Source organism: Schaalia sp. Marseille-Q2122, assembly GCF_903645355.1.
Taxonomy (GTDB): Bacteria; Actinomycetota; Actinomycetes; order Actinomycetales; family Actinomycetaceae; genus Pauljensenia.
This window is the reverse complement of the sequence record NZ_CAHJXR010000007.1, coordinates 161,392-186,922: the sequence shown is the minus strand read 5'-3', so window position 1 is coordinate 186,922 and position 25,531 is coordinate 161,392. Positions and strand designations below refer to the sequence as shown.

The window sequence follows — 25,531 nt, the reverse complement described above, 5'->3', positions numbered from 1 at the left end:
GGGGGAGGAAGATCACGCCCGGCGCGAGCGTATTCGAATACGTGGCCGATTCAACCCTCACCCGAAGGTGAAGGAATACAGCTGCACACCGGGCGAGACTGTAATGTCGATCGTTCCTTCCTGGGTCGTATCGGTGGCCACAAGTTCCAGGGCGTTGGGAACGCCACTGATCGTGTGGGTTCGGGTCTGGCCATTCAGCGTGGTCGTGATAGCCCCTTCCCCGGAAAGGACGAGGTTCACCTGTTTGCCGTGGTACTTGAGGCGCAGTTTCGCTTCACCGGCGGTGGGCGTAATGTGCTGAGCCTCAACGGTCCATGCTCCTTCGAGGGAGAAGGAGTCTGCGGGCTGGTTGGGTGGGAAACCGAAGGTGGCTGCCCCCTTGGCGAGGGGTCCGCCTGCGAAGTACTTGGCGCGCCCATAACCCAGGTAGGTTTCGGGGGTGCGGGAACCGCTGGTGGTGGGGTCGTCCGTGGTAAAGATCGGGTCGGGCAGTTCCACGGTGGGGTTGGCTTCGCGCAGCAGGGTGCGGATGTGGCGTTCGGTGGTGGCATCGCCGCCCTCGCCGTAGGAGAACTGGCGTAGGGTGCCCTTGGCGTCGCGCAGGTAGTGGGCGGGCCAGTAGTGGTTGTCAAAGTTGCGCCAGGTGACGAGGTCGGAGTCGACGGCGATCGGGTAGGTCAGGCCAAAGTCGGCGGTGGCCGCGCGAACATTGTCGACTTCGCGTTCGAAGGCGTATTCGGGCGAGTGCACGCCGATGATGGTCAGACCGGCGTCCTTGTATGTTTCGTGGAGTTTTTGGATGCTCGGGATGGAGCGCTGGCAGTTGATGCAGGAGTAGGCCCAGAAGTCGACGAGGACGACCTTGCCGTCGAGGTCGGCTGTGGTAAGTGCCTGTTCGTTGGGGGTGTTGAGCCATGCGACGGTGCCTTCAATGGCGGCGAAGGGGCCGCAGTCGCCGAGGGTTCCTGCGCCGTCAACGCAGCTGGTGCCGTCGGGCGCATCCGGGGTTGCGCTCGCGTCGGCTCCGGCGCCGCGGCGCTCGTTGCCGTGAAGAAGCTGGTTGGTGTGTTCATGGAGGCCTGCGGTCCAGTCCGGCAGTGCGCGCTGCACGACAGCGGGGATGTCGAAGACGAGGCCGAGGGAGAGGGCGATCATGGAGACACCGGCGATGGTGCGGATGAGGCGCTGGCGGGTTCGGAATGCGGAGATGCGTTCGACGACGCCTCGGCCTGCGAGGGCGAAGAAGAGCAGAGGGATGCCGGTTCCGATGGCGAAGGACAGGGCGAGGGCGACGGTGTCGGCGCCGATTTCTCCGGTGGTTCCGGCGACGGATACTGCGGCGAGGACGGGGCCCGCGCAGGGTACGTAGGCGGCACCTAGGACGATGCCGAGGAGGAAGCCATTGTCGGGGCGCTTTCCGCTGGAGCGGCCGAAGCGTTGGAAGGGGCGCTCAAGGACCTCCATGACCTGGGGGATGAGCATGCCGATGCCGATGACGGCCAGCAGGATGATGCCCGCCCAGCGAATAATGTCTTGGGGTAGGCCCAGTAGCGACAGCAGTGTGGAGCCCAGCAGGGTGAAGACGGTGAAGCTCAGGACTAGGCCGGCAACCACCAGGTAGGGGCGCCAGCGTGAGACGGCGGGGGCTGTTGCTTCAGCTGTGGCTGCGTTAGGTGTGACGGTGGCACCGATACTGTCGACTGCGTTGCCCGTGGTGTCTGTCGTGCTTGTGGTGCCTGTGGTGCCTGTGGTGCCTGTCCCGACTGTGTTGCCGAGGGTCTGACCGCCGAGTGTGCCTGCTGCGAGGCCCGGCCCGCCTATGCCGGGGATGGCGCTGCCGAAGCCAGATTTTGACTGGATGTTTCCTGCTGTGACGCGGCTACTCTGGGCGCCGCCAGAGAAGAAGATGACTGGGAGGACAGGCAATATGCAGGGTGAGATGCCCGTAATGAAGCCGCCGAGCAGTCCAATAAGGACGAGGGAGGTCATGGGGTTCCTTTCATTGATATTTGCCCCTAGTTCGGCGCCCTCCCCGGTGAAGTTTGCGCGGCTTCGAGAAAAACAGGGGTGACATAGCTCACTGGACGTGTGGCAATCCTTTTGCTGCTCTGCGGCGAATCTTCACATGTGAGCGCATCCGAGGCTGTGGATGCCCCGATCCCTTTACTGAAGGAGTTTTCATGAACATCCGTAAGATTGCCGCTGCTTCCGCCGTTGTTATTGCCACCATTGGTCTGGCCGCCTGCTCTTCCGAGGCTCCCGCAGACAAGATGATGTCTGAGGACGCCATGATGTCCGATTCCATGATGATGGACGACAAGATGTCGGATGAGACCATGAGCGACGGCATGATGATGGAAGATTCCATGATGTCGGACGGCCACATGCACGACGGAATGATGTCTGACTCCATGATGTCGGGTGGAAACTGAGGTTTTCCCTGCTTCCGTTTTCCTTGTGTCGCATTGATTTCCTCCTCTAGTGGTGGGGCGTTCCAGACGGAGCGCCCCACCACTATTGGTACGCCCCAACGCCTTTGGTACGGATCAGCGCCATTGGTACGCCCCAACGCCTTTGGTACACCCCAGCGCCATTGGTACGGATCAGCGCCATTGGTAGACGGCATGCCCCATACCAATTGCGCCCAGGCACACCCATAGTTCTCATCCATACCCATACCACCGGCCCAGCCCAAAGCCACTGGTACACCCCAGCACCATTGGTACGGATCATCGCCATTGGTACGAGGCATACCCCATACCAACAGCGCCCAGACATACCAATTACGCCCAGCCATACCCATCGCGAAGCAGGGCACAGACTGGGGCAGGCAAGGCTGACACCTGCAACGCAGCGGGGCATGGGAGCCGAAGCACAGCGAAGGCGATTGGGCATAACCACCCCCTAACGGCCACGCCCCCTTCGCCGCTGGTACGTTTCAGCGCCATTGGTAGACGGCATACCCCATACCAACAGCGCCAAACCATACCAATTACGCCCAGCCATACCCATCGCAAGGCAAGGCGGACACCAGGACAGAAAGTGCTGACGCTTGCAGCGAGGTTGGGCATAAGGGCCGAAACGAAGCGAAGGCGATTGGGCATAACCAACCCCTAACGGCCACACCCCATCACCATTGGTACGCCCCAGCTCCATTGGTACGGATCAGCACCTTTGGCAGATGGCATGCCCCAAACCAACAGCGCCAAACCATACCAATTACGCCCAGCCATACCCATCGCAAGGCAAGGCGGACACCAGGACAGAAAGTGCTGACGCTTGCAGCGAGGTTGGGCATAAGGGCCGAAACGAAGCGAAGGCGATTGGGCATAACCAACCCCTAACGGCCACACCCCATCACCATTGGTACACCCCAGCTCCATTGGTACGGATCAGCACCTTTGGCAGATGGCATGCCCCAAACCAACAGCGCCAAACCATACCAATTACGCCCAGCCATACCCATCGCAAGGCAAGGCGGACACCAGGACAGAAAGTGCTGACGCTTGCAGCGAGGTTGGGCATAAGGGCCGAAGCGAAGGCGAAAGGGCACGAGCGACCCCAGTGTCCACAACCCCCGTGTCCACAACCCCAGGCAGAACTACTGCCCAGGCAGGTAGAAACCTCTCCAAGATCCCCTGCCTGCGGCCACACCCCATCACCATTGGTACGCCCCAGCTCCATTGGTACGGATCAGCACCTTTGGTAGATGGCATGCCCCATACCAACAGCGCCAAACCATACCAATTGCGCCCAGGCATACCCATCGCAAGGCAAGGCTGACACTGGGGCAGGCAAGGCTGACACTCGCAACACAGCCGAGAACAGGAGCCGAAGCGAAGCGAAGGCGATTGGGCATAACCACCCCCTAACGGCCACACCCCCTCGCCGCTGGTACGGATCAGCACTATTGGTACGGTTCAGCACCAATGGTACGGATCATCGCCATTGGTAGACGGCATACCCCATACCAACAGCGCCAAACCATACCAATTACGCCCAGCCATACCCATCGCGAAGCAGGTCGGACACAGGGCCAGCCCTGAGCGCCGCCAACATACGCCGCCCCACCGACCTCAGTGAGGCAACCTAGCCCCGTGCACGCCGAGCATACGCCCGCATGGCGCGCTCTGCCTCACGCTTATCTTGGGCTTCCCGCAGAGCCTGACGCTTATCCCACTCCTGCTTACCTTTTGCCAGGGCAATCTCGACCTTGGCGCGTCCGCCAATGAAGTAGAGCTCCAGGGGCACGATGGTGTAGCCCTTGGCCGCCACTTTCTGTTCCAGGCGCAGGATCTGGTCCTTGTGTAGGAGGAGCTTTCGCTTGCGCGTGGGTGCGTGGTTGTTCCAGGAGCCCTGGGCGTACATGGGGATATTGGCGCCGTAGAGCCAGGCTTCGCCGTCCTTGACTTCAACCCAGGCGTCAACCAGGGAGGCGCGCCCCATGCGTAGCGCCTTCACTTCGGTACCGGAAAGGACGATACCGGCCTCCCACTTGTCCTCAATGAGGTAGTCGTGCAGTGCCTTCTTATTACGGGCAATGGTTCTGTGCGCGTCGGCTTCTGCTTTGCGTTTTTCTGCCTCGGTGGGCTTGGGTTTCTTCCACTCCTTGGGCATGGGTTCGCCTCCTTCCGGGTGACTTTCTACGCCTCCGCGTACTCGGGAGGCTCACGACACTAACTGCCCGATTCTCCTACAGGAAATCCATCGGGTCAACGTCAGCGCCATTTTGCATGAAGGACAAATGCAGGTGGCAGCCCGTGGAATACCCTGTGGTTCCCACCCAGCCGAGGACTGAGTCGAGGCCGACGGACTGGCCGGGATACACATTGGTGCCTTCCATATGAACGTAGGCACTCATCCACGATGACCCGTTCATCAGACCATGATTAACGTAAACGACATTGCCACCAGCTTCTTCAAAGGTCACCGCCGAGACAACCCCGGGGGCACTGGGATAGATGGGGGTGCCACAGTTGGCGGCAAAGTCAGTGCCGTTGTGGAATCGGCTGGTGCCAAGGACGGGGTGGTGGCGCCATCCGAAGGGCGAGGTCATGATGAGGGGGATGCGCAGGGGCGAGTAGAAGCCGCTGGCTCCGCCTGTTGGCGTGGAGTAGATACGCTGTTGAGCGCGGTTTTCTTCGTCGATTTTGGCGAGTTTGGCGCTCATGGCATCGTATTCGGCCTGCCACTTGTCGAGCTGCTTGGCGGCTTCTTGCTTTTTAGCTTCCCATTGCACTTGCTTGGCGTCGGCGTTCTTCTTGAGCTCGGTGAGCTCCTTGACTTTCGCTTCTGCCTGACGTTGGGAGGTTTCGGCTTCCTCTGCGGCGCTGCGGGCTTTACTTTCGAGGTCGCTGATGCGTTCGGTGATGGCCTGCTGGCGGGTGGCTTGGTTGCGTTGGCGTTCTTGGATATTGAGGGCCGAGGAGATCGCGGTGCTTTGTGAGCGTGCGAGTGCTTCTGCGGCGGCGGCGCGTTCAGCGATGCCTTGGCTGCCTTCGGCGCTCATGGCGAGCATGACGGGCGAGGGCGCTCCCCCGCGGTACATTTCGCGGGCGAGTTCCCCGATAGCTAGGCGCGCCTGGTCGTGGAGTTCTTCGGCTTCTGCGATTTCGGTGTCGATTCGGGTTTTTTCCGCTGTCGCGGTTTCGAGTTGGCCGAGGGCGGCCTGGTGGGTGCGGTTGGCCGCGTCGTAGCGATCTTGCGCCTGCGAGAGTTCGTTTTCTGCAACGGGGATCTGGGCACGCAGGGAGTCAAGTTCAAGGTAGACCTGAGCGAGGGTGGAGTCGATGCCTTCCATGTCGTGTTTGATTTCTTCGACGCGGTTGGCGGATTCTTCTTGGGCGCGTGCGACGGAGTCGCGGTCGTCCTCAGCCCATGCGGGCAAGATGGTCAGCGGCACGACGAGGCCAAGGGCGTAGAGCGCAGCAAGGAGGCTGCGGCGCCAGGAGCGGGTGGCTGCCGTGGAGCGCAGGGGGGCGAGGGCGGTGGCCTCGTCCTTAGTGGGGGGAGTAGTGGCGGTCATCGGTGCTGCTCCTTTCCGTCCTGCGTGCCTGCGGTGCTGGGGTAAGCGCGTGGGGACCTTAGATCTTGGTGTACTTCGCGAGGGAGAAGGCGGATGCGACGAGGGCGAGGAGCACCGCCGCAGCGATGAGGACCGGGGCCATGATCCACACTTCGGCCATGCCAATGAAGGTTGTCCATGGGAAGGCGGGGGCGATCCAGTCTGCGACGAGGAACTTCACTCCGGCGAAGAGGGCGCCCACTGCGAGGAGTGCGCCGGTGACTGCGGCGAGGGCGCCTTCGATCATGAAGGGCGCTTGGATGAATAGGCTGGAGGCGCCGACGAGTCGCATGATGGAGGTTTCGCGTTCGCGGCTCATGGCTGACAGGCGGATTGTTGTCGTGATGAGCAGGATCGCTGCGATGGTCATGACGCCGGCGAGGCCGAGGGAGAGGAGTTTGGCTTTGTCGATCACCTGGAAGAGGGGTTCGACGATTTGGCGTTGGTCTTTGACTTCGGAGACGCCAGATACGCCGGAGAACTCCTCGTTGATAATGGTGTATTGCTCGGGGTCGACCAGTTTGACGCGGAAGGAGAATTGCAGCATGTCTGCGGTGGTCCAGCGTCCGAAGGAGGATTCGCCGAAGAGTTTTTCGAAGTTGGCGTAGGCCTCTTCTTTGGACTCTTCGTAGATTTCCTTGACGTAGGGGGTCATTTCAGCGGAGTTCAGGCGCTCCCTGACGGCGGCAATCTGCTGCTCGGTGGCTTCCTGGTTGTTGCAGTCGGGGTTTTTGTCGTTGATGGCGCACATGTAGATCGAGACTTCGATCTTGTCGTACCACTCGGTTTTCATGCGGCCGACCTGCATTTGTGCCAGGCCTGCGACGCCTACGAAGAGCAGCGAGACGAAGGTGACGATAATGACGGCCACGGACATGGCGCGGTTGCGGGATAGGCCTTTGCCGACCTCAGCGAGGATGAAGCGCAATTTCATGGTCTGTCACCGTGCCGATCCGTAGACGCCGCGGGATTGGTCGCGGATGATGTGGCCGTCACCGAGTTCGATGACGCGTTTACGCAGCTGGTCGACGATGTCGGCGTCGTGGGTTGCCATGACGACGGTGGTGCCGGCGCGGTTGATGCGGTCAAGGAGACGCATGATGCCCAGGCTCGTGTCGGGGTCGAGGTTACCGGTGGGTTCGTCGGCGAGGAGGAGCTCGGGGCGGTTGACCATGGCGCGGGCGATGGCGACGCGTTGTTCTTCACCGCCGGAGAGTTCGTGTGGGAGGCGTTTTTCTTTGCCGGAGAGTCCGACGAGGTCGAGGACGTCGGGCACGGCTGCTTCGATGGCGTGGCGCGGTTTGCCGATGACTTGCATGGCGAGGGCGACGTTCTCGTAGACCGTTTTGGAGGGGAGGAGTCGGAAGTCTTGGAAAACGGTGCCGACTTTGCGGCGTAGTTTTGGCACTGACCAGCGTGAGAGGCGGCCGACATCTTGGCCGAGTACCCATACGTGTCCTGAGGTCGCGCTGATTTCACGCATGACGAGTTGGAGGAAGGTCGATTTACCGGAGCCGGATTTGCCGACGAGGAACACGAATTCTTCGCGTTCGATCTCCAGTGAAACATCGTCAAGGGCCGGGCGTGCACCTGGCTTGTAGACCTTGGTGACGTGGTCAAAGCGAATCATGAGAGCGTCTCTGATTGGGGACAGGGGTACAGTCAGACTATGTGTGCCCTTAGCAGATCTGCGCGAGCGACACGCCCACTTTGAAAGTCCACTTGTTGTGGTCCTGCTTCCTCAGGTGGCGCTCAGGGCATCTTCACGGCACACGCAGTTGAAGCGTGGCGTCCAGGGAACTCAAAGAGTATCTCCACTAGTCTCACCAGCTGACTGTGCTTCAGTGGTACCCGGCCCGAGGCCCGGGACGTGTACAAAGAGCGTCCAAGAGCAGCAAACCTACCTCAAGGACACCCAGGGAGGAACGCCCGTGCGACTCACCCGTTGTTTCATTGCCACACTCGCCGCGAGCACGATCATTGTCCTTCCTGCCGCGAGCTCCGCCCTCGCCGCCCCTGTCGGCCTCAGCCCAGCTCCTGCCGTATTTGCACCTCTCCCGCGGGCTTTGAGCGTTCACGAGGCACCCCACGCTGATACGATCTTGCGGCGCGTCAACCAGTTGCGCGCCAGCCTTGGTCTATCTCCTGTGATCCGCGTGGCGGAGCTTGACGCCATCGCGCAGAACTGGAGCGAACACATGGCCGCCATCGGAGTGCTCAATCACCGCCCTGGCTTCTCAGAGCTCTATCCGGGCGGCTGGACCGGCGCTTCTGAAAATGTCGCGATGCGTCAGAGTTGGGCTGAGGAGGACGCTGGCACGGAGCTGTACCTCCAGTGGGAAAACTCTCCTGGCCACTACACCAATATGACCAATCCGGACACGAATGTTATCGGTATCGGAGTCTCGTTCAATCCGGCGACGAATTCTTGGTATGCCACTCAGAACTTTGGCAACTACCCTGATGTCTCCCACCTGACAGTGTCGGGGCCTGCGCCAACTACTGCAGCCCCGGCCTCTCCTCCCCCACCCGAACAGGCGCAGGCACCCGCCTCAGAGCTTTCTCCCGACAATGCCTCCGACACGCAGCCTGCCCCCGTAGCAGCAGGCGGAGGTGACGACGCTGCCTCCCCTAACAGCCAGGAGGCGCGCGATGGACTTGACGGCTCAAATCGGACGCAAGCAGCCAAGCAGGATCGAGCTGATGCCGAGGGCGCCCGCTCTGCTGGCCCAACGAGTCCGCAGAAGGGCACGCAGTACATTCACCCTGTCCCCGACACTGATACCTCGGCCATGAAGTCTGCACCCACTCCTGATCGGACTCCTTCTGGCCTCTCAGCGACAGGGCTTCACATGTCGGCCGTGGGCGTGGCAGTCCTGTCAGTCACTGCCGGGGGTCTTCTGCTGATGCTTCGCCGCAGGCACGCCTGAAGAGGCACAAAAGCTCAACAACGCCTCGCCCTCGTCCTGGTTTTCAGGACGAGGGCGATAGCGTTGTATCAAGATCTCGCGTAATGCTGAGGATCAGGCTTGGGCAGCCTGGTTCTTCCTCCAGCGGATACCGGCATTAATGAAGCCGTCAATGTCGCCGTCAAAGACATTTTGCGGGTTACCGGATTCAAACTCGGTACGCAGGTCCTTGACCATCTGGTAGGGCTGGAGGACGTAGGAGCGCATCTGGTCACCCCAGGAGGCCTTCACATCGCCAGCCAGTTCCTTCTTCTTGGCCTGCTCTTCCTCGTGACGCAGGACCAGCAGTCGCGACTGGAGGACGCGCAAGGCGGCCGCACGGTTTTGGATCTGCGACTTTTCATCCTGCATGGACACAACGATGCCCGTCGGGATGTGGGTCATACGCACCGCCGAGTCGGTGGTGTTCACCGACTGGCCGCCAGGGCCCGAGGAGCGGAATACGTCAACCTTGAGTTCATGTTCGGGAATCTCAATATGGTCGGTGGACTCAATGAGAGGGATGACCTCAACGGCTGCGAAGGAAGTCTGGCGGCGGCCCTGGTTATCGAAGGGGCTGATACGCACGAGGCGGTGCGTGCCCGCCTCCACCGACAGGGTGCCGTAGGCGTAGGGGGCCTGGACCTCGAAGGTCGCTGACTTCAGGCCTGCTTCTTCAGCGTAGGAGGTGTCCATGACCTTCGTGGGGTAGCCGTGGCGTTCCGCCCATCGCAGGTACATGCGCAGGAGGATTTCGGCAAAGTCAGCCGCATCCACGCCGCCAGCGCCCGAACGGATGGTGATGACGGCGTTACGTTCGTCGTATTCCCCGTCCAGGAGGGTGCGGATTTCCAGGTCGGAGATGTCCTTCTTGAGTGTGGCGAGGTCGCCCTCGGCTTCCTCCAGGAGCAGCTCGGCTTCGTCGGGGTCTTCACCTGCCATTTCCACCATGGCTTCGAGGTCGTCAATACGCTCGGACATGGAGGTCACGCGGTCGAGTTCCGACTGGCGATGGCTCAGTTCGGAGGTCACTTCCTGCGCGCGGGCAGGATCATCCCACAGGTCGGGGGCTGCCGCTTTTTCGGACAGTTCCTCGATCTGTGCGCGGAGGTTGTCAGGCTGGACGACCGCGATGATGTTTTCCATCGTGGTGCGCAGTGCTTGGATCTCTTCAGAAAACTCAATGGCCACGTGGCAAGCCTAGTCGATTGACGCCGCCTCGTCGCCTCTCGCAGGGGCTTGGGGGCGAAAAGATGAGGAAGAAAACACCCACCGCCCGACGAGGACGCCGCCCGCACGTCCTCCCCGCACGCATGACGCACCCCCGCCCTCGTCCTTCACAGGCGAGGGCGGGGGCGAGGGCTAGGTACACTCACTCGGAACGCAGGGCCTCCACCGGGTCGGCCTTGGCGGCCTTACCGGCGGGAATAATGCCTGCAATGAGGGTCAGTACTACCGAAATCCCAATGAGCACCAGCGACGCCCCCGGGGGCAGCTGGGCAATACCGGACACGCCGAATTGGGACTCGACAATCGCATTGGCGGGGATGGTGAGCAGCAGTGTCACACCGATACCGATCATGCCAGCCAGCAAACCAACGAGGATGGTCTCGGCGTTAAAGACGCGGCGGATATCCCCTCGTGAAGCGCCGATGGAGCGCAGGATACCGATCTCTTTCTTGCGTTCCAGCACGGAAATGTAGGTGATGATGCCGATCATGATGGAGGACACCACCAGGGAGATCGCCACGAAGGCAATGAGCATCGTCGAGATCATGTTGACGATCTCGGTCACGCCCGACATGAGTGCACCCACGAAGTCGGTGTAGGTGATGACTTTCTTGTCCTGCCCCTGATCGCGCATGGAGGCGTTGTAGTCCTCGAGGATGGTCTTCACACTTTCCTTATCTTCGAAGCTCAGGGGGTAGATGTTGATGGTGTCAGGGTCGGTGAGGTCTCCGTAACCAAACTTCTTGAGATTCGTGTCGTAGGTATCGCGGCTCGAGGTCAGGATCGAGGTGAAGATTGTCGAGAGCTCTTCCGCGTTCGCTTTAAAGACGAAGGCTTCAGCCAGTTTCTTCTCGTCAATGGTGAAGGCATCGGCCATGGATGCATGGAAACTAGCGGCAGCGTTTTGAAGTTGGCTGACGATCTGCTCTTGGATGTGGGTCATGAGCGTGGTCATGGTCTGTGCCATGGCCTGCTGGATCTGCGTGCCGATCGCCTGCGAGATCGTGTTCATGAAGGCCTTCGCCAACTGCTCCCCCACGGTGGAAACAATGGTTTCCATCATTGCCTGACCGACGTGCTGGAGGGCGGGGTCCTCTCCTAAAGCCTTCGTGAGGTTGGCCAGGAGCTTTTCTTGGTTGATGATCTGCGGGTCAGTGAGGGCCTCACGCACCCGCGTAGACACGCTCTCTTGGCTGAAGAACTCAATGGCGAGGTCAGTGACACTCTTCCCTTCACCCGCGTGTTGTTGCAGGTAGAGAAGAAAATCCTGAGCAAGAGAGTTCAACAGAGGGGTGAGGCGCTGCCCCGCGTCGGGCGCGATGACACCGTCAGCGAAAGCGGCCTGCGCGATTTTGACGAGGTCCACCTTGGCCAGCTCTGGGAACTGCGCCGTCAACGCAGAGAAGTCAATCGCCGAAGGGTCAACGGCTGCGCCAATGTTGGACAGGTCAATCTGAGACATGTCGAGGGAGGAAAGATCTAGGTTGCCCATGTCCAGGCCACTAAGGTCCATACCGCTCAGGTCAAGGCCAGATAGGTCAAGGCCGCTCATATCCAACCCCGACAGCCTCGACGCCAGGGCATCTGCCCCGCCACCGAAGGCTTCTTGGATCTTGGCCTCATCAATGCTCAACAGCTTAGACATGTCAAAGCTCTTCAGAGGGTCTTCTTTACCTTCCTCATCGAAGGACTTTCCCGTCACCACATTGATATTGGGCCGCGCAAGCTGATCCTTCACAATGCCAGACTTTTCTGACATGCGGATCAGGTGCTCGGTGAGTTCAGGAGCGTAGTAGATACCGGGCACCAGAGCAGGCGCATCATCAGCTTCAAGGGCCTTCGCCACGCCCACGATCCGCAGTGTCTCACCCGCATTGACGAGGCGCGTCATGTGTTCCTTGTTTTTCGACTGGTCAGCCCAGACCTTCAAGGAGTCATCCCAGGTGTAGCGGTCCCCCGCGTTGACGAGCTTGTAGGTCACCTTCAAGAATTCGTCGTAGGAGTAGACACGCTCCTCCCTTCCACTTTGCGCGGAGGCTGAAGTAGGCGCATCCGCACCGCCCGTATCGGCTGACTGTGCCTTGTCGGCGGTGCTTGCCCCGCTGCGACGGCCTCGTAAATTGTGACGATCCAAGCTCTTGGTGATCTCAGAACGATCACGCAAGCCCATGTTGTACTCCAGGACGTCCACCAGCTCACCGCTGGCTGGCAGGACGAGGATCATTTCCTCTTTGGAGCGGGGCCAGTGGCCCTTGAGCAGGCCAATGCTTTCCTCGTAGATGCCCGGACTAGAGGGCAGTTGGCGGAAGGTGTCAGTTTGGGCGTTGGCGGCGAAGAACTCAGGGAGGGCTTCTTGCACGCCTCCCTGCTCAAGCAGGGTCGAGGGGTGGGCCTGCACCGGCTCATCCTTGACGTACTTCGCGTCCATGGGCAAGAACAGGTGTGGCGTCACCTTGTAGGTGTAGTCGATGCTTTGCACGTGGGAGGAAATATTGCCCCCATCTTGCAGAAGGAAGGTCCTCAGGGAGCGCAGGTCATTGCTGGTCACCTGGTCGAGGGTGTCGTCGAAGCGCGAGTCTGTGCGTACCGTCTTCGCCGACTGTCCCGCGTCGGCGTCGCCCTCGCTTTGTTGACCGTCGTCGGCGATGTGACTGCTGCGTTGCTCGAAGAAGACGCCGAAGTCGAAGCCGACTTTTTCAATGGACAACGGGTAGGTGGTGAGGAGTTCTTCCTCCCGGTCGGCAATGTACTCATTGACCCCATTGGCCAGGGCAAGGATCGCTGCAATACCGATAATGCCGATGGACCCAGCGAAGGCCGTCATCAGGGTGCGGCCCTTCTTCGTCATGAGGTTGGAGAAGGACAGGGCCAGGGCTGTGAAGAAGGACATGGAGGCACGGCGAATGTCCTTGGCGCTGCGCTGTTCGTGAGCGGCAGGGTCGAAGGGGTCAGAGTCGGCAATGACGCGCCCGTCAGCGAGTTCCACAATACGAGTGGCGTAGTGGTGGGCCAGCTCGGGGTTGTGGGTGACCATAATGACCAGGCGGTCTTTGGCGACCTCTTTGAGCAGGTCCATGACCTGCACGGAGGTCGCAGAGTCGAGGGCGCCTGTGGGTTCGTCAGCCAGGAGGATCTCGGGGTCGTTGACGAGGGCGCGCGCGATGGCGACGCGCTGCATCTGCCCGCCGGAAAGCTGGTTGGGTTTCTTGTGGATGTGATCGGCGAGGCCCACGTCGATGAGGGCTTGGCGTGCGCGTTCGCGCCTCTCCGATCGACTGACACCCGAGAGGGTCAGGGCAAGTTCCACGTTGGAGAGGACTGACTGGTGGGCGATGAGGTTGTAGGCCTGGAAGACGAAGCCGATGCGGTTATTGCGGTAGGTGTCCCAGTCGCGGTCTTTGTAGTCGCGGGTGGAGATGCCGTCAATGACGAGGTCGCCCGCGTCGAATTGGTCGAGGCCGCCGATGATGTTGAGCATGGTGGTTTTGCCCGACCCGGATTGGCCGAGGATCGCCACGAATTCGTTGTCTCGGAAGGACACCGAGACATCGTCGAGGGCGATCTGCACGAGGCTAGCGGTGGTGTAGGCCTTGCGGATGGAGCGGAGCTCAAGCATGAGGGGCTTTCTGTTGCGGGTGTGTGCGGCGCCCTTCGGTCTGAGAAACGTCGCGTCATATTAGTGTTGCTCATTCGCAGCGGCATCGCTATTGGGGATGTCCCTGATTTTCACCCTGTAGTGGCTGGGGTCAGGCAATATACGGATCCACGGGGAGGCCAATCCACGGGGAGGCCAATGCACAGGGCGGGGCGGAGGACATTGTCCTCCGCCCCGCCCTATAGCGTGAGTGGTGATCCGATCAGACGTGTCCCTCTGACAGAAGAGGGCGCCTATCGGATGAGACGCGCTCTCAGATCAGGCCCTGCGCGACCATCGCATCGGCGACTGTGATGTAGCCAGCCAGGTTAGCGCCCGCCACATAATTGGCGCCCTGACCGTACTCGTCAGCGGTGGCCAGACAGTTGGCGTGAATGTCGATCATGATCTGGTGCAGGCGCTGCTCAGTGGTCTCAAAAGTCCACGAGGTGCGGCCAGAGTTCTGCTGCATTTCCAGAGCAGAGGTAGCCACACCACCTGCGTTGGACGCCTTACCGGGAGCGTAAAGCACGCCAGCATCCTGAAGCAGATCAATTGCATCGGGGGTGGTGGGCATATTTGCGCCCTCGGCGACCAGCTGGACACCATTACGGATGAGGGTGGCAGCAGCCTCGGCAGGCAGTTCATTCTGCGTAGCGCAGGGAAGAGCCACGTCACAGGGGACATCCCAGATGGATCCGCCCTGGATGAAACGGACTGAGCCGCCACGCTCGGTGGCGTAGTCGGAGACGCGACCGCGCCGCTTTTCCTTAATGTCCTTGAGCAGGTCAAGGTCGATGCCAGCCTCGTCAACGACGTAGCCCGAGGAGTCCGAGCAGGCGATCACGGTCGCGCCAAACTGCTGGAGCTTTTCGATGGCGTAGATGGCGACATTGCCCGAACCGGACACGACGACCTTCTTACCGTCGAAGGAGTCACCCTTCGCCTTGAGCATTTCTTCCGCGAAGAACACCAGGCCGTAACCGGTGGCTTCGGTGCGCGCTTGAGAACCTCCCCAGCCCAGGCCCTTACCGGTGAGGACGCCGGCATCGAAGCGGTTCTTGATGCGCTTGTATTGGCCGAACATGTAGCCAATCTCGCGGCCACCCACACCGATGTCACCGGCGGGAACGTCCGTGTCGGGACCGATGTGACGCTGAAGCTCAGTCATGAAGGATTGGCAAAAACGCATGACCTCAGCGTCGCTGCGCCCCTTGGGATCGAAGTCGGCGCCGCCCTTGCCGCCACCGATGGGCAGGCCAGTCAGGGCGTTCTTGAAGATCTGCTCGAAACCGAGGAACTTCATGATGGAGATATTCACCGAGGGGTGGAAGCGGATACCACCCTTGTAGGGGCCCAGAGTGGAGTTGTATTCCACGCGGTAGGCGCGATTGACGTGAATTCGTCCAGCGTCATCCTGCCAGGGGACGCGGAAGATAATCTGGCGTTCAGGTTCAACAATGCGCTCAAGAATGGCCAGGTCGGTGTATTCGGGCTTAGCATCGCCCAGGGGCCCCAGGGTGAGGAGAACTTCGTACACTGCCTGCAAGAACTCAGGCTGAGCCGAGTTCTTATTGATGACAGATTGGAACTGGGGGCGCAGGGCTGGCGCCAAGCGCTCAATGTCAAGGTTTGCCATGTGTTGAATTCTCTCAGAGAAAACTTTGCCATCCCTAGACCGTTTCAACATGCGAGCACTACAAAGGTAGAGACTGACGGATCAATCACAGCAGCACAGACCACACCTAGGCCCTTCGCCCTGCCTTGCTTTGCCCTCCCCTACTGTGCCCTGCCCTTCCCTGCCCTAGACTGCCCTGCGACGCTAGCGCATCACAGCCGCACCTGACTCCTGCAGACGCGGAGCCAACAACTCATTAACAAACGGCGGCACCAAAGGCAGAGTCGCCACCGCCCTCACCTCCACCACCACATCCTTCACCGAACGGGTCACACTGACGACCTGCACGCCCTCGCCCACCCGGCAGGTCGAGGCCGACAAGTCCACTAAACGCTGCTGAGTGACCCCCAACGCCCACGCCGGATTCACCTCAAGATTCTGGCCCCCACTGGAATAAAACGGATGCGCATCCACATTGCCCGAAGCCGCGAGCGCCACAGCATCCGCGCAGGCCAGCAGACGCCTGTGCTGCAAATGAACAGCCGCAATATTCGCCGCCACCAGGCATGCGATGAGGACAATCATCACAAGCACCGCCATGAGGACACCGATGCGCCCCTCCTCAGCATCGGCCTCACCCTCGTCCTTCACACTAGGGGGACGAAGGAAGAATGCGCGCCCCTGCACAAACCAGACCACAGCCCAAGGGCGTCTACTCCAGACCATGCACACTCAGTCCTTCCACCGGCATCCCCACCTGCGCTACTACGGGAATAAAAGCCCGCGCCCCCACCCAGTCAGGCACAAGAGGCAGAGGCGTACGCGCCTCCACTGTCACCGTCACCACGCCACCAGTCGAACAATCTGCGGGCTGGCACACTGCATGAAACATTGGGGGCGCCAGGCCGAAATCACTAAAAGCCAGCTGCACCTGCCGCTCAGCCAACGCGTGAGCCTGCGGGTGTGCAGCCAGGATTCTCGCGCCATTGCGTGCGGCGGCCTCGGCAGCGTAGGTGGCGGCCTGCACCTGCCCCAAGGAAAGAATGATGTAGAAGACGGGAATAACGAAAAGGATCATCACGGCAATGAACTCAATGAGAGCCTCACCTGCTTCTCCGGCACGCCACTGCTCTGTCTCCGTCTCATCCTGCCCCCTGGCCTCCCGCAAGAACAGCTTCGCCTCTCTCAAACAGCGCATCAGGGGGCCTCCATGACGGCACTGCCCTGCACTTCCAGTAACGGGGGGCCGAGGGTGAAGAACACGGGCAGCGTGGTGCGCACCGTGACCACCGCAACAGCGCCCGCCGGATCCGGTCGGGTACTCAACACCACACTGCGCCCAGGATCGTGCCCCAGCAAGCTCTCAAGCAGAGCCTCCACGCGGTGCTGAGCTTCGGCAGAGTTTCCACCCAGCAGGGCAGCTCGACGCGCCCCCTCACCCGCAGCAGAAATCGTCGTATTGCGGGTGTGGACCAGGATCGCGCTTTGCAGGAGGATCATCACCACAAGAAGTACAAGGAATTGGACGAGGATGTGGGAGACAACCTCAGACCCTTCGTCTCGGGATGGGTCCTGACGCTGAGCTTCAGAGGGTCTAGCGGCCAGCAAAACGCTGCATCGCCTGTTCGAAGAGTTGAGTGAGTGCTTCATTGGCGACCGCCCAGATCGCGGCCACAAGGGCGGCCGTCATCAGGGTGATGAGCACCCAGCCGGGCACGTCGCCGCGTTCAGGGTCATCGCCCTCGCAAGGAGGGAGGATGAAACGCTTCAGGTGATTGTATGTTGAACGAAGGGTGGACATTTTTCTCCTCAGTGAAGGGTCGTGGACAAGCGAATACGGTCAAGGCCCAATTTTGAGGGCCGCCAAACCGGGATAGAGAGCGAAAAGAATAGTGATAGGAAGGATGAGGAAGACGACGGGAAAGAGCATGATGATCTCTCGTTTTCCGCCTTCTTCCATGAGCCGCTGGCGGTTGTGTTCGCGGATATCTTGCGCCTGATCGTGAAGGACCATCGCCAGCGGTGAGCCGCGCTCAATGGCGGTCACCATCGTCTGACACAGACGACTCAGGGAGGGCGAGTCATTGCGTTGCGCAAGCTGTGTCAGCGCATGCGAGGTCGGTTTCCCCAAGGTGAGCTCGGAGACGGTCCGAGAGATCTCCCCAGCTAGCTCGCTGGCGGCCACGCTTGATACCCGGGCCAGGGCACCGGGAATGGATTCGCCTGCTCCGACGGCCAGAGCCAGCAGGTCAGACATGTCAGGGACCTGGGAGTCAATGAGGCGTTGGCGGCGCTGGGCGCGCAGGGTCAGCAGTTGATCCCACAGAGCAGCCCCGGCGAGTGCGCCAATAGCAAGTGCGAGCACGACGCTGAGGAGGCCACTCAGACTCAGTCGTGCCACCAGGAGGGCGCTTGCGACGCCGAGGGTGCTCATCGACACGAGGGTGGCAATGACCTGCTGGAGTCGGAAGTGCGCCAGGGTGTGCGTCCCTCCCAGGAGTTCGAGGCGGCGCTCAACGGAAGTTGAGGTCGACCCGATAGCCTCAACCACCTGCGCCCAGCGGGATCGCAGCCAGCTGAGGGCGAGGTTCTCGCCTTGCCCTTCCGGGTGGCGGACGTGGTGCAGTCGCGATGCGAGGGTGACGCGGTGGCTGCGGATGGCGCTGGCGATGAGGACTACTCCCACTGCCCCGACAAGGACGACAAGGACGCTGGCGAGGCCGCCGGAGAAGGGAGAGTTCAGGAGAGGGACGGGGGCATCCTGCCCGTACTGACCAGACATCATCTCGCTGGCGTCCTGGCCGCTGTGCATCGGACGCGGGTCAATGGGTGGCAGTGGAACTGCGGACAGGGCGTGGGTCCCCGGCAGTGCCAGTACCCCAATGTCTGCTGAAGGTATCCACGCTGAGGGGTTCATCGCAGTGACCTTTGATCGGTGGACAGACGCCCAATCTTTCGCATTACCGCGTAGGCAACAGCGCACACCAGCGCCCCAAAACCGAGGACTCCCAGCCCTTCGGAGCTTGCGTAGGCAGCGGCCGCATGAGACTGTCCAGAGATCAACAGGAGCACCACCCATGGTGCGGCAACGCCCAGGCGGGCGGCATTGACCGTCCAGGATTGCCGAGCTTCCAGCTCGCCACGCACTCGCGCGTCCTCACGTAGCAGGGTTCCCAGATCACGCAGCAGGAGGGACAGGTCACTGCCGCCGACCTCGCGAGCCAGGCGGAGAGCCTCGACAATACGATCGGCCACCGGGTCAGCGCAGCGGTCTTTCACTCGCAACAAGGCTGGCTCGAATCGGCCTTCCGCACGGTAGTCGGTGGCGAAAGTGGTGAAAACCTCGCGCATGGATGGTGGCCCACTCTCCCCGAGTTCAATGAGGAGGTCGGGCAGTGAGGCTCCTGCGCGCACGCCTGACACGAGGGAATCAATGATTTCGGGCCACACTTCACGCATCTGGCGCGCCCGCTTATGGGCGCGGGTTGAGACGAAAGCATTGGGCAGTGGCGCTGTCACCACCGCCAGGATGAGGCTCACCGGCCCAACCCCCGTCCACGCGAAGGCAACGATGAACACCAGCAACGCCAAAACCAGGCTCAGCCCGAGCAAGCGCGGAACGTTCAGGCCCCGAATACCTGCCCGCTGAACATGGTCCTGCCAGTGCAAATACCACTGGGGCGGGCGCAGACGCAGGGCCGGGACCCCTGTCACTACTGACATGATGAGCACCATGCCCACGCCCACACCAATGCCGATAAGGACCCCTTCCATCTACTCACCTCCCAGGAGCGCGCCGAGCTCAAACCCGGCCTGCTGAAAACGGTCGTGCCATTCACTTCCGCCAGGGCCACGTCGCAGATCATGCCCATCCCAGTTCCACACCTCTGCTGCCTCAATGCGTTCGCCCTCGACGCGACCGGGGATGGAGAGGACCTCACGCAAGTAGCGCCGCCCGCTGCGGTCACGATGAACGTGCAGGACCAGGTCCACTGAACGAGCCACGGTGGGAATCACGAAGTGGGAGGTGACATTCTCGCCCGCCAGAAGGGGCAGCATGGAGAGTTTGACGAGGGCCTCGCGCGCGGAGTTGGCGTGAATGGTGCCCATGCCGGGTACACCCGCATTGAGGGCAAGGAGAAGGTCAAGGGCTTCAGCGCCACGCACCTCCCCGACGATGAGGACTTCAGGGCGCATACGCATGGTCTCGCGCACGAGGTCACGTAGGGTCACCTCGCCCCGGCCTTCCACATTGCCCGGACGGGTTTGGAGCGCCACACAATCACGGTTAGGCAGGTGGAGCTCAAAGACTTCCTCGCACGTGATGACCCGACGGCTCCGAGGAATAGCGCCAGTGAGGGCGCGCAGGAGCGTTGTCTTGCCCGCCTGCGTTGCGCCCGAGACGAGGATGGAGAGCCCCGCGCTCACCGCTGCAGCTAGGAAACGTCCCACCTGCGGGGGCACCATGCCTACGGCCACGAGGTCTTGAAGGCTTCGGGAGTTTTGGACGTGCTTGCGGATATTGACTGACCAGTGGCGCCCGGCGACCGGTGGGATGACGACGTGGAGGCGTTCACCGCCGCGCAGCATGGCATCAACGAAGGGTTGGGAGAGGTCCAGGCGACGGCCGGAATGGTGGAGCATGCGTTCAACGAGGTCGCGTACCTGCTGCTCACCCAGGATGAGGGGTGTCAATTCGGGGGAGCCGCCGCGGGCGACGAAGACACGGGTCGGCTCGTTGATCCAGATTTCCTCAATCTCCGGGTCGTCAAGGTAGGGCTGGAGTGGCCCCACGCCGACGACATCTGCCAGCATCTTGGCAATGAGTTCCTCACGATCGGAGCCGACGTAGAGGTCACCGGAGCGGTCGAGGGCATCTTGAATGATGCGGGTCACGACATCCCTGTGGGCGTAGGGGTCAATGGCGCGTGCCGTGACCTCGTCGCGGACCCACTGCAGCTGAGTGTCGTAGTCTTTCATCCACCCCTCCATGAAGGTTTATTTTTCAGCCTGCTAGGCAGACTAACGAGTTTTTTCGCGCTTTTTGCGTCATTGGGAAAATCTGTGGATAACTTTTGCGCTCCGCACCTTCAACTCACTCACCCCGGGCGTTTTCTCCGGCGCCAAAGCCCCTGATGCCGCTACCTTTGAAGGGTGAGCCGCGCAAAAACACCCCTTGAATTGGCCGCACTGGCCACCGCAGCCGTCCCCGGCCTCAACGTCGCAGGCCTGCGCCCACCCCAGTACAGTGACGAGCTGGTCTCCGTCACCGGCATCATTGACATCGCCGGGAACCGCTGGATGGTCACCTGCCCCCACGACACTGTCGGCGGCCTCGACATGGAATCCCAGGTCAGCGTCCTCTCACGTCTCTCCCAAGCTCAGGAAGCGGGCATGATCCCCTTCCGTGTCCCCCGCCCAGCCGGTTTTGCCCGCACCAGCGACGGCTCCCGCGTCATGGTCCACAATGACCTGGGCGGACGCTTCATGACCGACGAGGACTTCGCCGACCCCCACGTCCTGCCCGCATCCCTCGCTCGCGCTCTCGCCCACCTGCACAACCTGCCTACCGGGATCTACACGGGCGTGGACCTGCCCACCTACACGGCCGCCGAATGCCGCCAACGCCACCTCGCCCTGCTTGACGAGGCCGCCTCCCACACCGTCATCCCCGCTAACCTGTGGAACCGTTGGGAAGGAGCTCTCGAAGACGTTGCTATGTGGCGTTTTGCCACCGCCCCCATCCACGGGGACCTGCAGTGCACCTCGGTGTGCGTCCACGAGGGTGCGGTGAGCGCGCTCTCGGGTTTCTCCTCCGCTCACGTGGGTGATCCTGCCACTGATATTGCGTGGGTACTTGCCCAGGGCAGTGACGAGTTCATGCTGCGTTTCCGCGAGGCCTACGCCATGACCCGCAGCGCTGTGGACGTCCATCTGGAGACGCGCGCTCAGCTGATCTCCGAGCTTTCCCTAGTGCGCTGGCTCCTCCACGGCGTTCACGCTGAGGATGCGGAGATTGTGGAGCAGGCGCGTGAGATGATCCGTGAACTCTCCGAGGACCTCGAGGATGAGCCGCTGGTGGCCGCGCCCTTGTCCGTGGATACTCCCGCTGAGGAAGCCTACGCGGTATGGGGGCTCAACGGCCCCGCTGCGCACACTGCCCCCACGCCCTCGGCGCACAGCCGGGAGGATGCGGGCGCGGACGATGTTGCGGGCAAGGATGGTGAGGACGAGGATGGTCCTCCGACAGTCGCGGCCTCGCTGGGCGAACTCACCCAGGATGACGAGGACGAGGTCGAGACCATCGTCTTACCCACCCAGCAAGAACGCTAGCCCGGCCGCCGCGCCCCGCCGCGCCTGTGTGCGTTGCGGGTCCCGTAACTGCGCTCGTGGCAGGTCCATTGACTGCGCCTGCACCTATTTTCTGGGGGATCCCCTACCTCTCGTCCTCATCGGAAAGAACAAGGGCGAGGGCCTCGTCAAGAGGCCTACCTGCCCCTGACGCGCCGCTGGCCGACAGCATCTGAGTAATCTCCGCCAAAGTGAGGACACGATTGTGCTCCAGGAACACCAGCTGAGCGTCAACGCTGTCAACGGGTTGGCCGGAGTGCAGTGCCCACGCCTGCTGGTACAGACGCAACTGGTTGAGGAAGTATCGCAATTTCTCCGTATCTCGACTGGTCGGTACGCGGCCACTCTTCCAATCCACAACGATGCTGCGCCCATCAGGCGCCGCAAAGACCGCGTCAATACGCCCCTGGACCGTCACCCCCGCAATACCAACCGCGAAAGACTCTTCCACCGCCACCGGAACACCTGGCATATTCATCCCCATGAAATTCTCTTGCATGCGCGCTAAGCGCTCTGCATCCCGAGCGGAGAGCATCTCCACACCCTCAACGGGCTCCATCCAGAGCTCGCCGCTGTTTTGCCGCAATTGGCGTTCAGCCCAGGCGTGAATCAAGGTCCCCAGGGTCGCACTTGAGGAGGGCCGCACAGGCAGTGGCCGACGCAAGGACAAAGCAAAAGCGCGTTCATCCTCCAGCAGGGAGGACACAGCCGTTGCCCGCAGGCGTCCGAGCGTCACCGTGAAATTCTTTGGTTCGCGTCGGATCCGCTCCTCCTCAATCAACGCAATCGCGTCACGAATAAGGTCATGGGAGCTCATGGGAGCAAGAGCGTCAAGGACATCTCGATCTCCACGCATCTCCTGGGAACGGGCGAGCACCGCTTCGGCGGCGGCCTCAACCAGTGTCAGAGCCTCTCCCGCAGGCGGAGGAAACTCCACATGATCAGGGTTTTCTTCACCGGCAACTTCACGTTCCTGGCCGAGGGCCTCAACAATCTCGTCAGCCCGGCGGAAATCCTCCAGCAGTGCCTCCCATGCGCCCGCGGCGCGAGCGAAAGCCTCAGTCTCCAGGTAGCGAGGTTCTGCCGCGCACCCCAGTCGCCCGCGCGCCTGCTCGTCCCCCTCTACAGCCTGCGAGGCCAACAGATGGAGGGTGGCGAGGGCCTCGTGCAGGTAGATCGACGGGTAGCGGCCCTTGGCCAGCCCATCATGCCAGTCACCGCTCATCAACAGCGTAGAACGGGCTCGGGTGACGGCCACATAGGCCAGTCGGCGCTGCTCACGCTCCAGGTAGCGCCCGACCTCGGGCTCGTAGATACTCGTCAACCACTTGGGGAAGGTCTGCTTTACTTCCCGTCCTGTCTCGGGGTTCGTACTGGTGCCACCAATCCACCCCTCAGGGTCGTCGAAAGCGGGCAGTTCCGCGCGGTCGCCTCGCAGATCGTAGGGTAACTCCCCCACTGCGGTCTGCCAGCCCCTAGACCTCCAGATCCCCTCCGGCGCGGCCTCGTAGTGGTGTTCCTTGGCGACAAGGGGGCGCAGCGTGCTGGTGGAACCATGTCGCGGGAAGGCCCCATCCCCCATGCCCACCACGGCCACAATGTCCCACTCCAGGCCTTTGGAGGCGTGAACCGTCATAATCTGCACGGCCTGAGGGTCGGGCTCGCCCGCAGGCAGGGGCAGGCCGCGTTCCTCCGTCTCTGCCAGGGTCAGCCAGGTGAGGAAGCCTGGCAGGTCAGCACCATCCGTGTCGCGCTCGTAGGTGGCAGCAATATCCACGAAGGCATCAAGGGCGACGCGCCCCCGCGAATCCTGAGGATCAGCCAGGCATTCTTCAATGAGGCCCATGACGGAGATAGCACGTTCGACCTGCTCAACGACGCCGCGCGCCCCATAGGCGCGGATGGCGCGCAGGCGCCTACCCAACAGGCTGACCCTCTGGTGGGCGGCCTGCGTGAAGCGCGGTCCGCCCTGCCCAGGGCCAGACCTCTCGTCAAGACCAGCCCCCTCTTCAGGGCCAGCCCCCGCTGCGGGACCCCACCCCACTTCAGGAGGAGAATCCACCGCTTCAAGGAGGAAGGCCTGCGGGTGGTGGTCCTGCGGGTGGGAACGCGCCAGGTGCTGGGCCCATTCCCACAGGCAGAATAGGTCAGCACTACCTAAACGCAGGCCAGTTAGGAGGCGTAGCAACTGTGGGGTGGCCTCAATGTCGCTGGCAACTTCGAGCACCGCCCTCAAGTCCCTGACAATCGGCTGATTTAAAAGCCCGCCTGCCCCGATCACCTGCGTGGGAATATCCCGCTCCCTCAAGGCTTGTTCGTAGAGATCAAAGTCCTTGCGCCGGGCGCAGAGTACCGCAGCTGTGGGCGTCTTGCCCGAAGCCTTGCCTGCCCGGTAGCGCTGGGCAATTTCCTCAGCAATAGCTGCGGCTTGCTCCTCACGCGTTGGCGTGTAGTGGAAGCGCACCTCGCCTCGCCCTGCGCCAGGGCGTGCGGACAGAATCGGAGACTTTGCCTTGACGGAATGAGAACGCAGGGGCTCAGCCAAGGCATTGGCGACGGTGAGGATCTGGTGGTCATTGCGCCACGCCGTCGACAAAGTGAGGGTCTGCCCGGGGTCGTGACACTGCTCTGGGGCGCCACTCTGCCCCTCATCTAGGGGATCGAAGGCGTCCAGGAATCCTTCCAGCGAGGCGGCCGAGGCCCCGCGCCAACCGTAGATTGCCTGATTCGGGTCGCCCACGGCCGTCAATGCCAGGCTCTGACCGGCGCGCGTGCCAAAAAGTGCAGAAAACAGCGTCATCTGAATGACGGAGGTGTCCTGGAACTCATCAAGGAGCACCGCATCGAACTCAGAGCGGATTACCTCGACCACGTCGGGGCACTCCGTGACCAGGCGGGTTGCCACAGCGATCTGGTCCGCGTAGTCAATGACGCCCTCGCGTCGTTTGCGTTCTTGGAAGGCGGCGATGAGTTTGAGGTAGATACTGCGCCGCCCCAGGGCTTCAACAGCGGCCCTCGCTCCGGCGGCGATGTCCCCTTGAGGCTTCGCAGGCGCACCCATCTGCTCAATATGCTCGGCCAGCGCATCAAAAGAGTCCGACACGCTGTCAACGGTGTAGCCGTGCTCAGCAAGGTTTTGCGCCAAGCTCAGCGCGGTCGAGACCGTGCTAGCAATCGACACGCCGCTAGGTAGTTCCTCCCCCGTCCACTCGCGGACGATCTCAGACATCATCTGGACGGAGGCAGCCTCGCCCATGAGGCGCGTGTCCGTTGAAAAACCAATGCGCCACCCGTGCTCAAGGACGATCCGCTGAGCAAAAGCGTTATAGGTCGAACACTGAGGATCCCCCGCCTCTTCGAGTGCGGGAATAGTGCGGGCCAGTGTTGCCAGTCGAGCGCGCAGACGCTCGGAGAGTTCACCGGCCGCCTTGCGGGTGAAGGTCAGGCCAAGGATCCTCTCGGGATCAATACCCTGGTTGGCAACGAGCCAGAGCACGCGCATCGACATCGTCTCTGTCTTGCCCGCGCCAGCACCAGCAACGACGAGCGTGGGCCGCAGCGGTGCTTCAATGACAGCTTTTTGCTCGGGCGTGGGTGCTTTCGTGGGGTCAACGCAGCGTTGGATGACTTCGGCGGTAAAGGCTGGATCCCCCGCCCACACTGCGTCTTCGGTCATTGTCTGACTC

19 protein-coding genes are annotated in these 25,531 nt (G+C 61.6%); 3 read left to right on the top strand and 16 right to left on the bottom strand.

Annotated features, from left to right (window positions below; translation table 11 throughout):
- Positions 1 to 57: 57 nt before the first annotated feature.
- A complete protein-coding gene (locus HWX48_RS09430) occupies positions 58 to 1,989 on the bottom strand; it encodes a cytochrome c biogenesis protein CcdA (RefSeq protein WP_254873055.1) in 1,932 nt (643 codons plus the stop codon).
- A gap of 191 nt (positions 1,990 to 2,180) precedes the next feature.
- Here HWX48_RS09430 and HWX48_RS09425 point away from each other — a divergent pair, with 191 nt between their 5' ends.
- Positions 2,181 to 2,432 (top strand): hypothetical protein, encoded by a 252-nt coding sequence (locus HWX48_RS09425; protein WP_175956937.1) that lies wholly within the window; start codon positions 2,181 to 2,183, stop codon positions 2,430 to 2,432.
- Between the two features lie 1,657 nt (positions 2,433 to 4,089).
- On the opposite strand, the gene smpB is transcribed toward HWX48_RS09425, so the two are convergent.
- The 4 genes from smpB to ftsE form a co-directional block, all read right to left on the bottom strand.
- Complete coding sequence (gene smpB / locus HWX48_RS09420) at positions 4,090 to 4,617, bottom strand: SsrA-binding protein SmpB (RefSeq protein ID WP_175956935.1); 528 nt, start codon at positions 4,615 to 4,617, stop codon at positions 4,090 to 4,092.
- Positions 4,618 to 4,693: 76 nt separating this feature from the next.
- Complete coding sequence (locus HWX48_RS09415; RefSeq protein WP_175956929.1) at positions 4,694 to 6,025, bottom strand: M23 family metallopeptidase; 1,332 nt, start codon at positions 6,023 to 6,025, stop codon at positions 4,694 to 4,696.
- A gap of 58 nt (positions 6,026 to 6,083) precedes the next feature.
- Entirely contained in the window at positions 6,084 to 6,998 is a 915-nt protein-coding gene (gene ftsX / locus HWX48_RS09410) for a permease-like cell division protein FtsX (RefSeq protein WP_175956928.1), read from the bottom strand.
- A 6-nt stretch (positions 6,999 to 7,004) separates the two neighbouring features.
- Positions 7,005 to 7,694, bottom strand: a complete 690-nt coding sequence (gene ftsE / locus HWX48_RS09405) for a cell division ATP-binding protein FtsE (protein ID WP_175956927.1) — start codon at positions 7,692 to 7,694, stop codon at positions 7,005 to 7,007.
- 301 nt (positions 7,695 to 7,995) lie between these two features.
- Between ftsE and HWX48_RS09400 the strand changes: the two genes are divergently transcribed.
- The gene (locus HWX48_RS09400) at positions 7,996 to 8,994 is read left to right on the top strand and encodes a CAP domain-containing protein (RefSeq protein ID WP_175956926.1); all 999 of its coding nucleotides are present in this window, start codon (positions 7,996 to 7,998) and stop codon (positions 8,992 to 8,994) included.
- A 93-nt stretch (positions 8,995 to 9,087) separates the two neighbouring features.
- Here HWX48_RS09400 and prfB read toward each other — a convergent pair whose 3' ends face one another.
- From prfB to HWX48_RS09350, 10 genes are all read right to left on the bottom strand, one after another.
- Entirely contained in the window at positions 9,088 to 10,203 is a 1,116-nt protein-coding gene (prfB, locus tag HWX48_RS09395; RefSeq protein ID WP_175956925.1) for a peptide chain release factor 2, read from the bottom strand.
- A 181-nt stretch (positions 10,204 to 10,384) separates the two neighbouring features.
- Complete coding sequence (locus HWX48_RS09390) at positions 10,385 to 13,858, bottom strand: ATP-binding cassette domain-containing protein (protein WP_175956924.1); 3,474 nt, start codon at positions 13,856 to 13,858, stop codon at positions 10,385 to 10,387.
- Between the two features lie 292 nt (positions 13,859 to 14,150).
- Positions 14,151 to 15,515: an NADP-specific glutamate dehydrogenase gene (gdhA, locus tag HWX48_RS09385; RefSeq protein ID WP_175956921.1), complete on the bottom strand. Its 1,365-nt coding sequence runs from the start codon at positions 15,513 to 15,515 to the stop codon at positions 14,151 to 14,153.
- 183 nt (positions 15,516 to 15,698) lie between these two features.
- Entirely contained in the window at positions 15,699 to 16,220 is a 522-nt protein-coding gene (locus tag HWX48_RS09380; RefSeq protein WP_175956920.1) for a hypothetical protein, read from the bottom strand.
- Complete coding sequence (locus HWX48_RS09375) at positions 16,207 to 16,692, bottom strand: hypothetical protein (protein WP_175956919.1); 486 nt, start codon at positions 16,690 to 16,692, stop codon at positions 16,207 to 16,209. The genes HWX48_RS09380 and HWX48_RS09375 overlap by 14 nt, the downstream gene beginning before the upstream one ends.
- Positions 16,692 to 17,102, bottom strand: coding sequence for an ABC transporter (locus HWX48_RS09370; RefSeq protein WP_175956918.1), 411 nt, complete (start codon positions 17,100 to 17,102; stop codon positions 16,692 to 16,694). The genes HWX48_RS09375 and HWX48_RS09370 overlap by 1 nt, the downstream gene beginning before the upstream one ends.
- Positions 17,089 to 17,295, bottom strand: coding sequence for a hypothetical protein (locus HWX48_RS09365; RefSeq protein WP_175956672.1), 207 nt, complete (start codon positions 17,293 to 17,295; stop codon positions 17,089 to 17,091). The genes HWX48_RS09370 and HWX48_RS09365 overlap by 14 nt, the downstream gene beginning before the upstream one ends.
- A gap of 39 nt (positions 17,296 to 17,334) precedes the next feature.
- On the bottom strand, positions 17,335 to 18,411 hold the full coding sequence (locus HWX48_RS09360) for a type II secretion system F family protein (RefSeq protein WP_175956917.1): 1,077 nt from the start codon (positions 18,409 to 18,411) through the stop codon (positions 17,335 to 17,337).
- Positions 18,408 to 19,268: a type II secretion system F family protein gene (locus HWX48_RS09355; RefSeq protein ID WP_175956915.1), complete on the bottom strand. Its 861-nt coding sequence runs from the start codon at positions 19,266 to 19,268 to the stop codon at positions 18,408 to 18,410. Before HWX48_RS09355 ends, HWX48_RS09360 begins: the two co-directional genes overlap by 4 nt.
- Positions 19,269 to 20,474, bottom strand: coding sequence for a CpaF family protein (locus HWX48_RS09350; RefSeq protein WP_175956913.1), 1,206 nt, complete (start codon positions 20,472 to 20,474; stop codon positions 19,269 to 19,271).
- Between the two features lie 174 nt (positions 20,475 to 20,648).
- Between HWX48_RS09350 and HWX48_RS09345 the strand changes: the two genes are divergently transcribed.
- Positions 20,649 to 21,827 (top strand): phosphotransferase, encoded by a 1,179-nt coding sequence (locus tag HWX48_RS09345; protein WP_175956911.1) that lies wholly within the window; start codon positions 20,649 to 20,651, stop codon positions 21,825 to 21,827.
- Positions 21,828 to 21,930: 103 nt separating this feature from the next.
- On the opposite strand, the gene HWX48_RS09340 is transcribed toward HWX48_RS09345, so the two are convergent.
- Positions 21,931 to 25,521, bottom strand: coding sequence for an ATP-dependent helicase (locus HWX48_RS09340; protein ID WP_217701616.1), 3,591 nt, complete (start codon positions 25,519 to 25,521; stop codon positions 21,931 to 21,933).
- Positions 25,522 to 25,531: the final 10 nt, after the last annotated feature.

Excerpts from the sequence above, each read along its gene's own strand:
- HWX48_RS09430 (WP_254873055.1), bottom strand. The coding sequence starts at position 1,989 with ATGACCTCCCTCGTCCTTATTGGACTGCTCGGCGGCTTCATTACGGGC.
- HWX48_RS09425 (WP_175956937.1), top strand. The coding sequence starts at position 2,181 with ATGAACATCCGTAAGATTGCCGCTGCTTCCGCCGTTGTTATTGCCACC.
- smpB (WP_175956935.1), bottom strand. The coding sequence starts at position 4,617 with ATGCCCAAGGAGTGGAAGAAACCCAAGCCCACCGAGGCAGAAAAACGC.
- HWX48_RS09415 (WP_175956929.1), bottom strand. The coding sequence starts at position 6,025 with ATGACCGCCACTACTCCCCCCACTAAGGACGAGGCCACCGCCCTCGCC.
- ftsX (WP_175956928.1), bottom strand. The coding sequence starts at position 6,998 with ATGAAATTGCGCTTCATCCTCGCTGAGGTCGGCAAAGGCCTATCCCGC.
- ftsE (WP_175956927.1), bottom strand. The coding sequence starts at position 7,694 with ATGATTCGCTTTGACCACGTCACCAAGGTCTACAAGCCAGGTGCACGC.
- HWX48_RS09390 (WP_175956924.1), bottom strand. The coding sequence starts at position 13,858 with ATGCTTGAGCTCCGCTCCATCCGCAAGGCCTACACCACCGCTAGCCTC.
- gdhA (WP_175956921.1), bottom strand. The coding sequence starts at position 15,515 with ATGGCAAACCTTGACATTGAGCGCTTGGCGCCAGCCCTGCGCCCCCAG.
- HWX48_RS09380 (WP_175956920.1), bottom strand. The coding sequence starts at position 16,220 with ATGGTCTGGAGTAGACGCCCTTGGGCTGTGGTCTGGTTTGTGCAGGGG.
- HWX48_RS09375 (WP_175956919.1), bottom strand. The coding sequence starts at position 16,692 with ATGCGCTGTTTGAGAGAGGCGAAGCTGTTCTTGCGGGAGGCCAGGGGG.
- HWX48_RS09365 (WP_175956672.1), bottom strand. The coding sequence starts at position 17,295 with ATGTCCACCCTTCGTTCAACATACAATCACCTGAAGCGTTTCATCCTC.
- HWX48_RS09360 (WP_175956917.1), bottom strand. The coding sequence starts at position 18,411 with ATGAACCCCTCAGCGTGGATACCTTCAGCAGACATTGGGGTACTGGCA.
- HWX48_RS09355 (WP_175956915.1), bottom strand. The coding sequence starts at position 19,268 with ATGGAAGGGGTCCTTATCGGCATTGGTGTGGGCGTGGGCATGGTGCTC.
- HWX48_RS09350 (WP_175956913.1), bottom strand. The coding sequence starts at position 20,474 with ATGAAAGACTACGACACTCAGCTGCAGTGGGTCCGCGACGAGGTCACG.
- HWX48_RS09340 (WP_217701616.1), bottom strand. The coding sequence starts at position 25,521 with ATGACCGAAGACGCAGTGTGGGCGGGGGATCCAGCCTTTACCGCCGAA.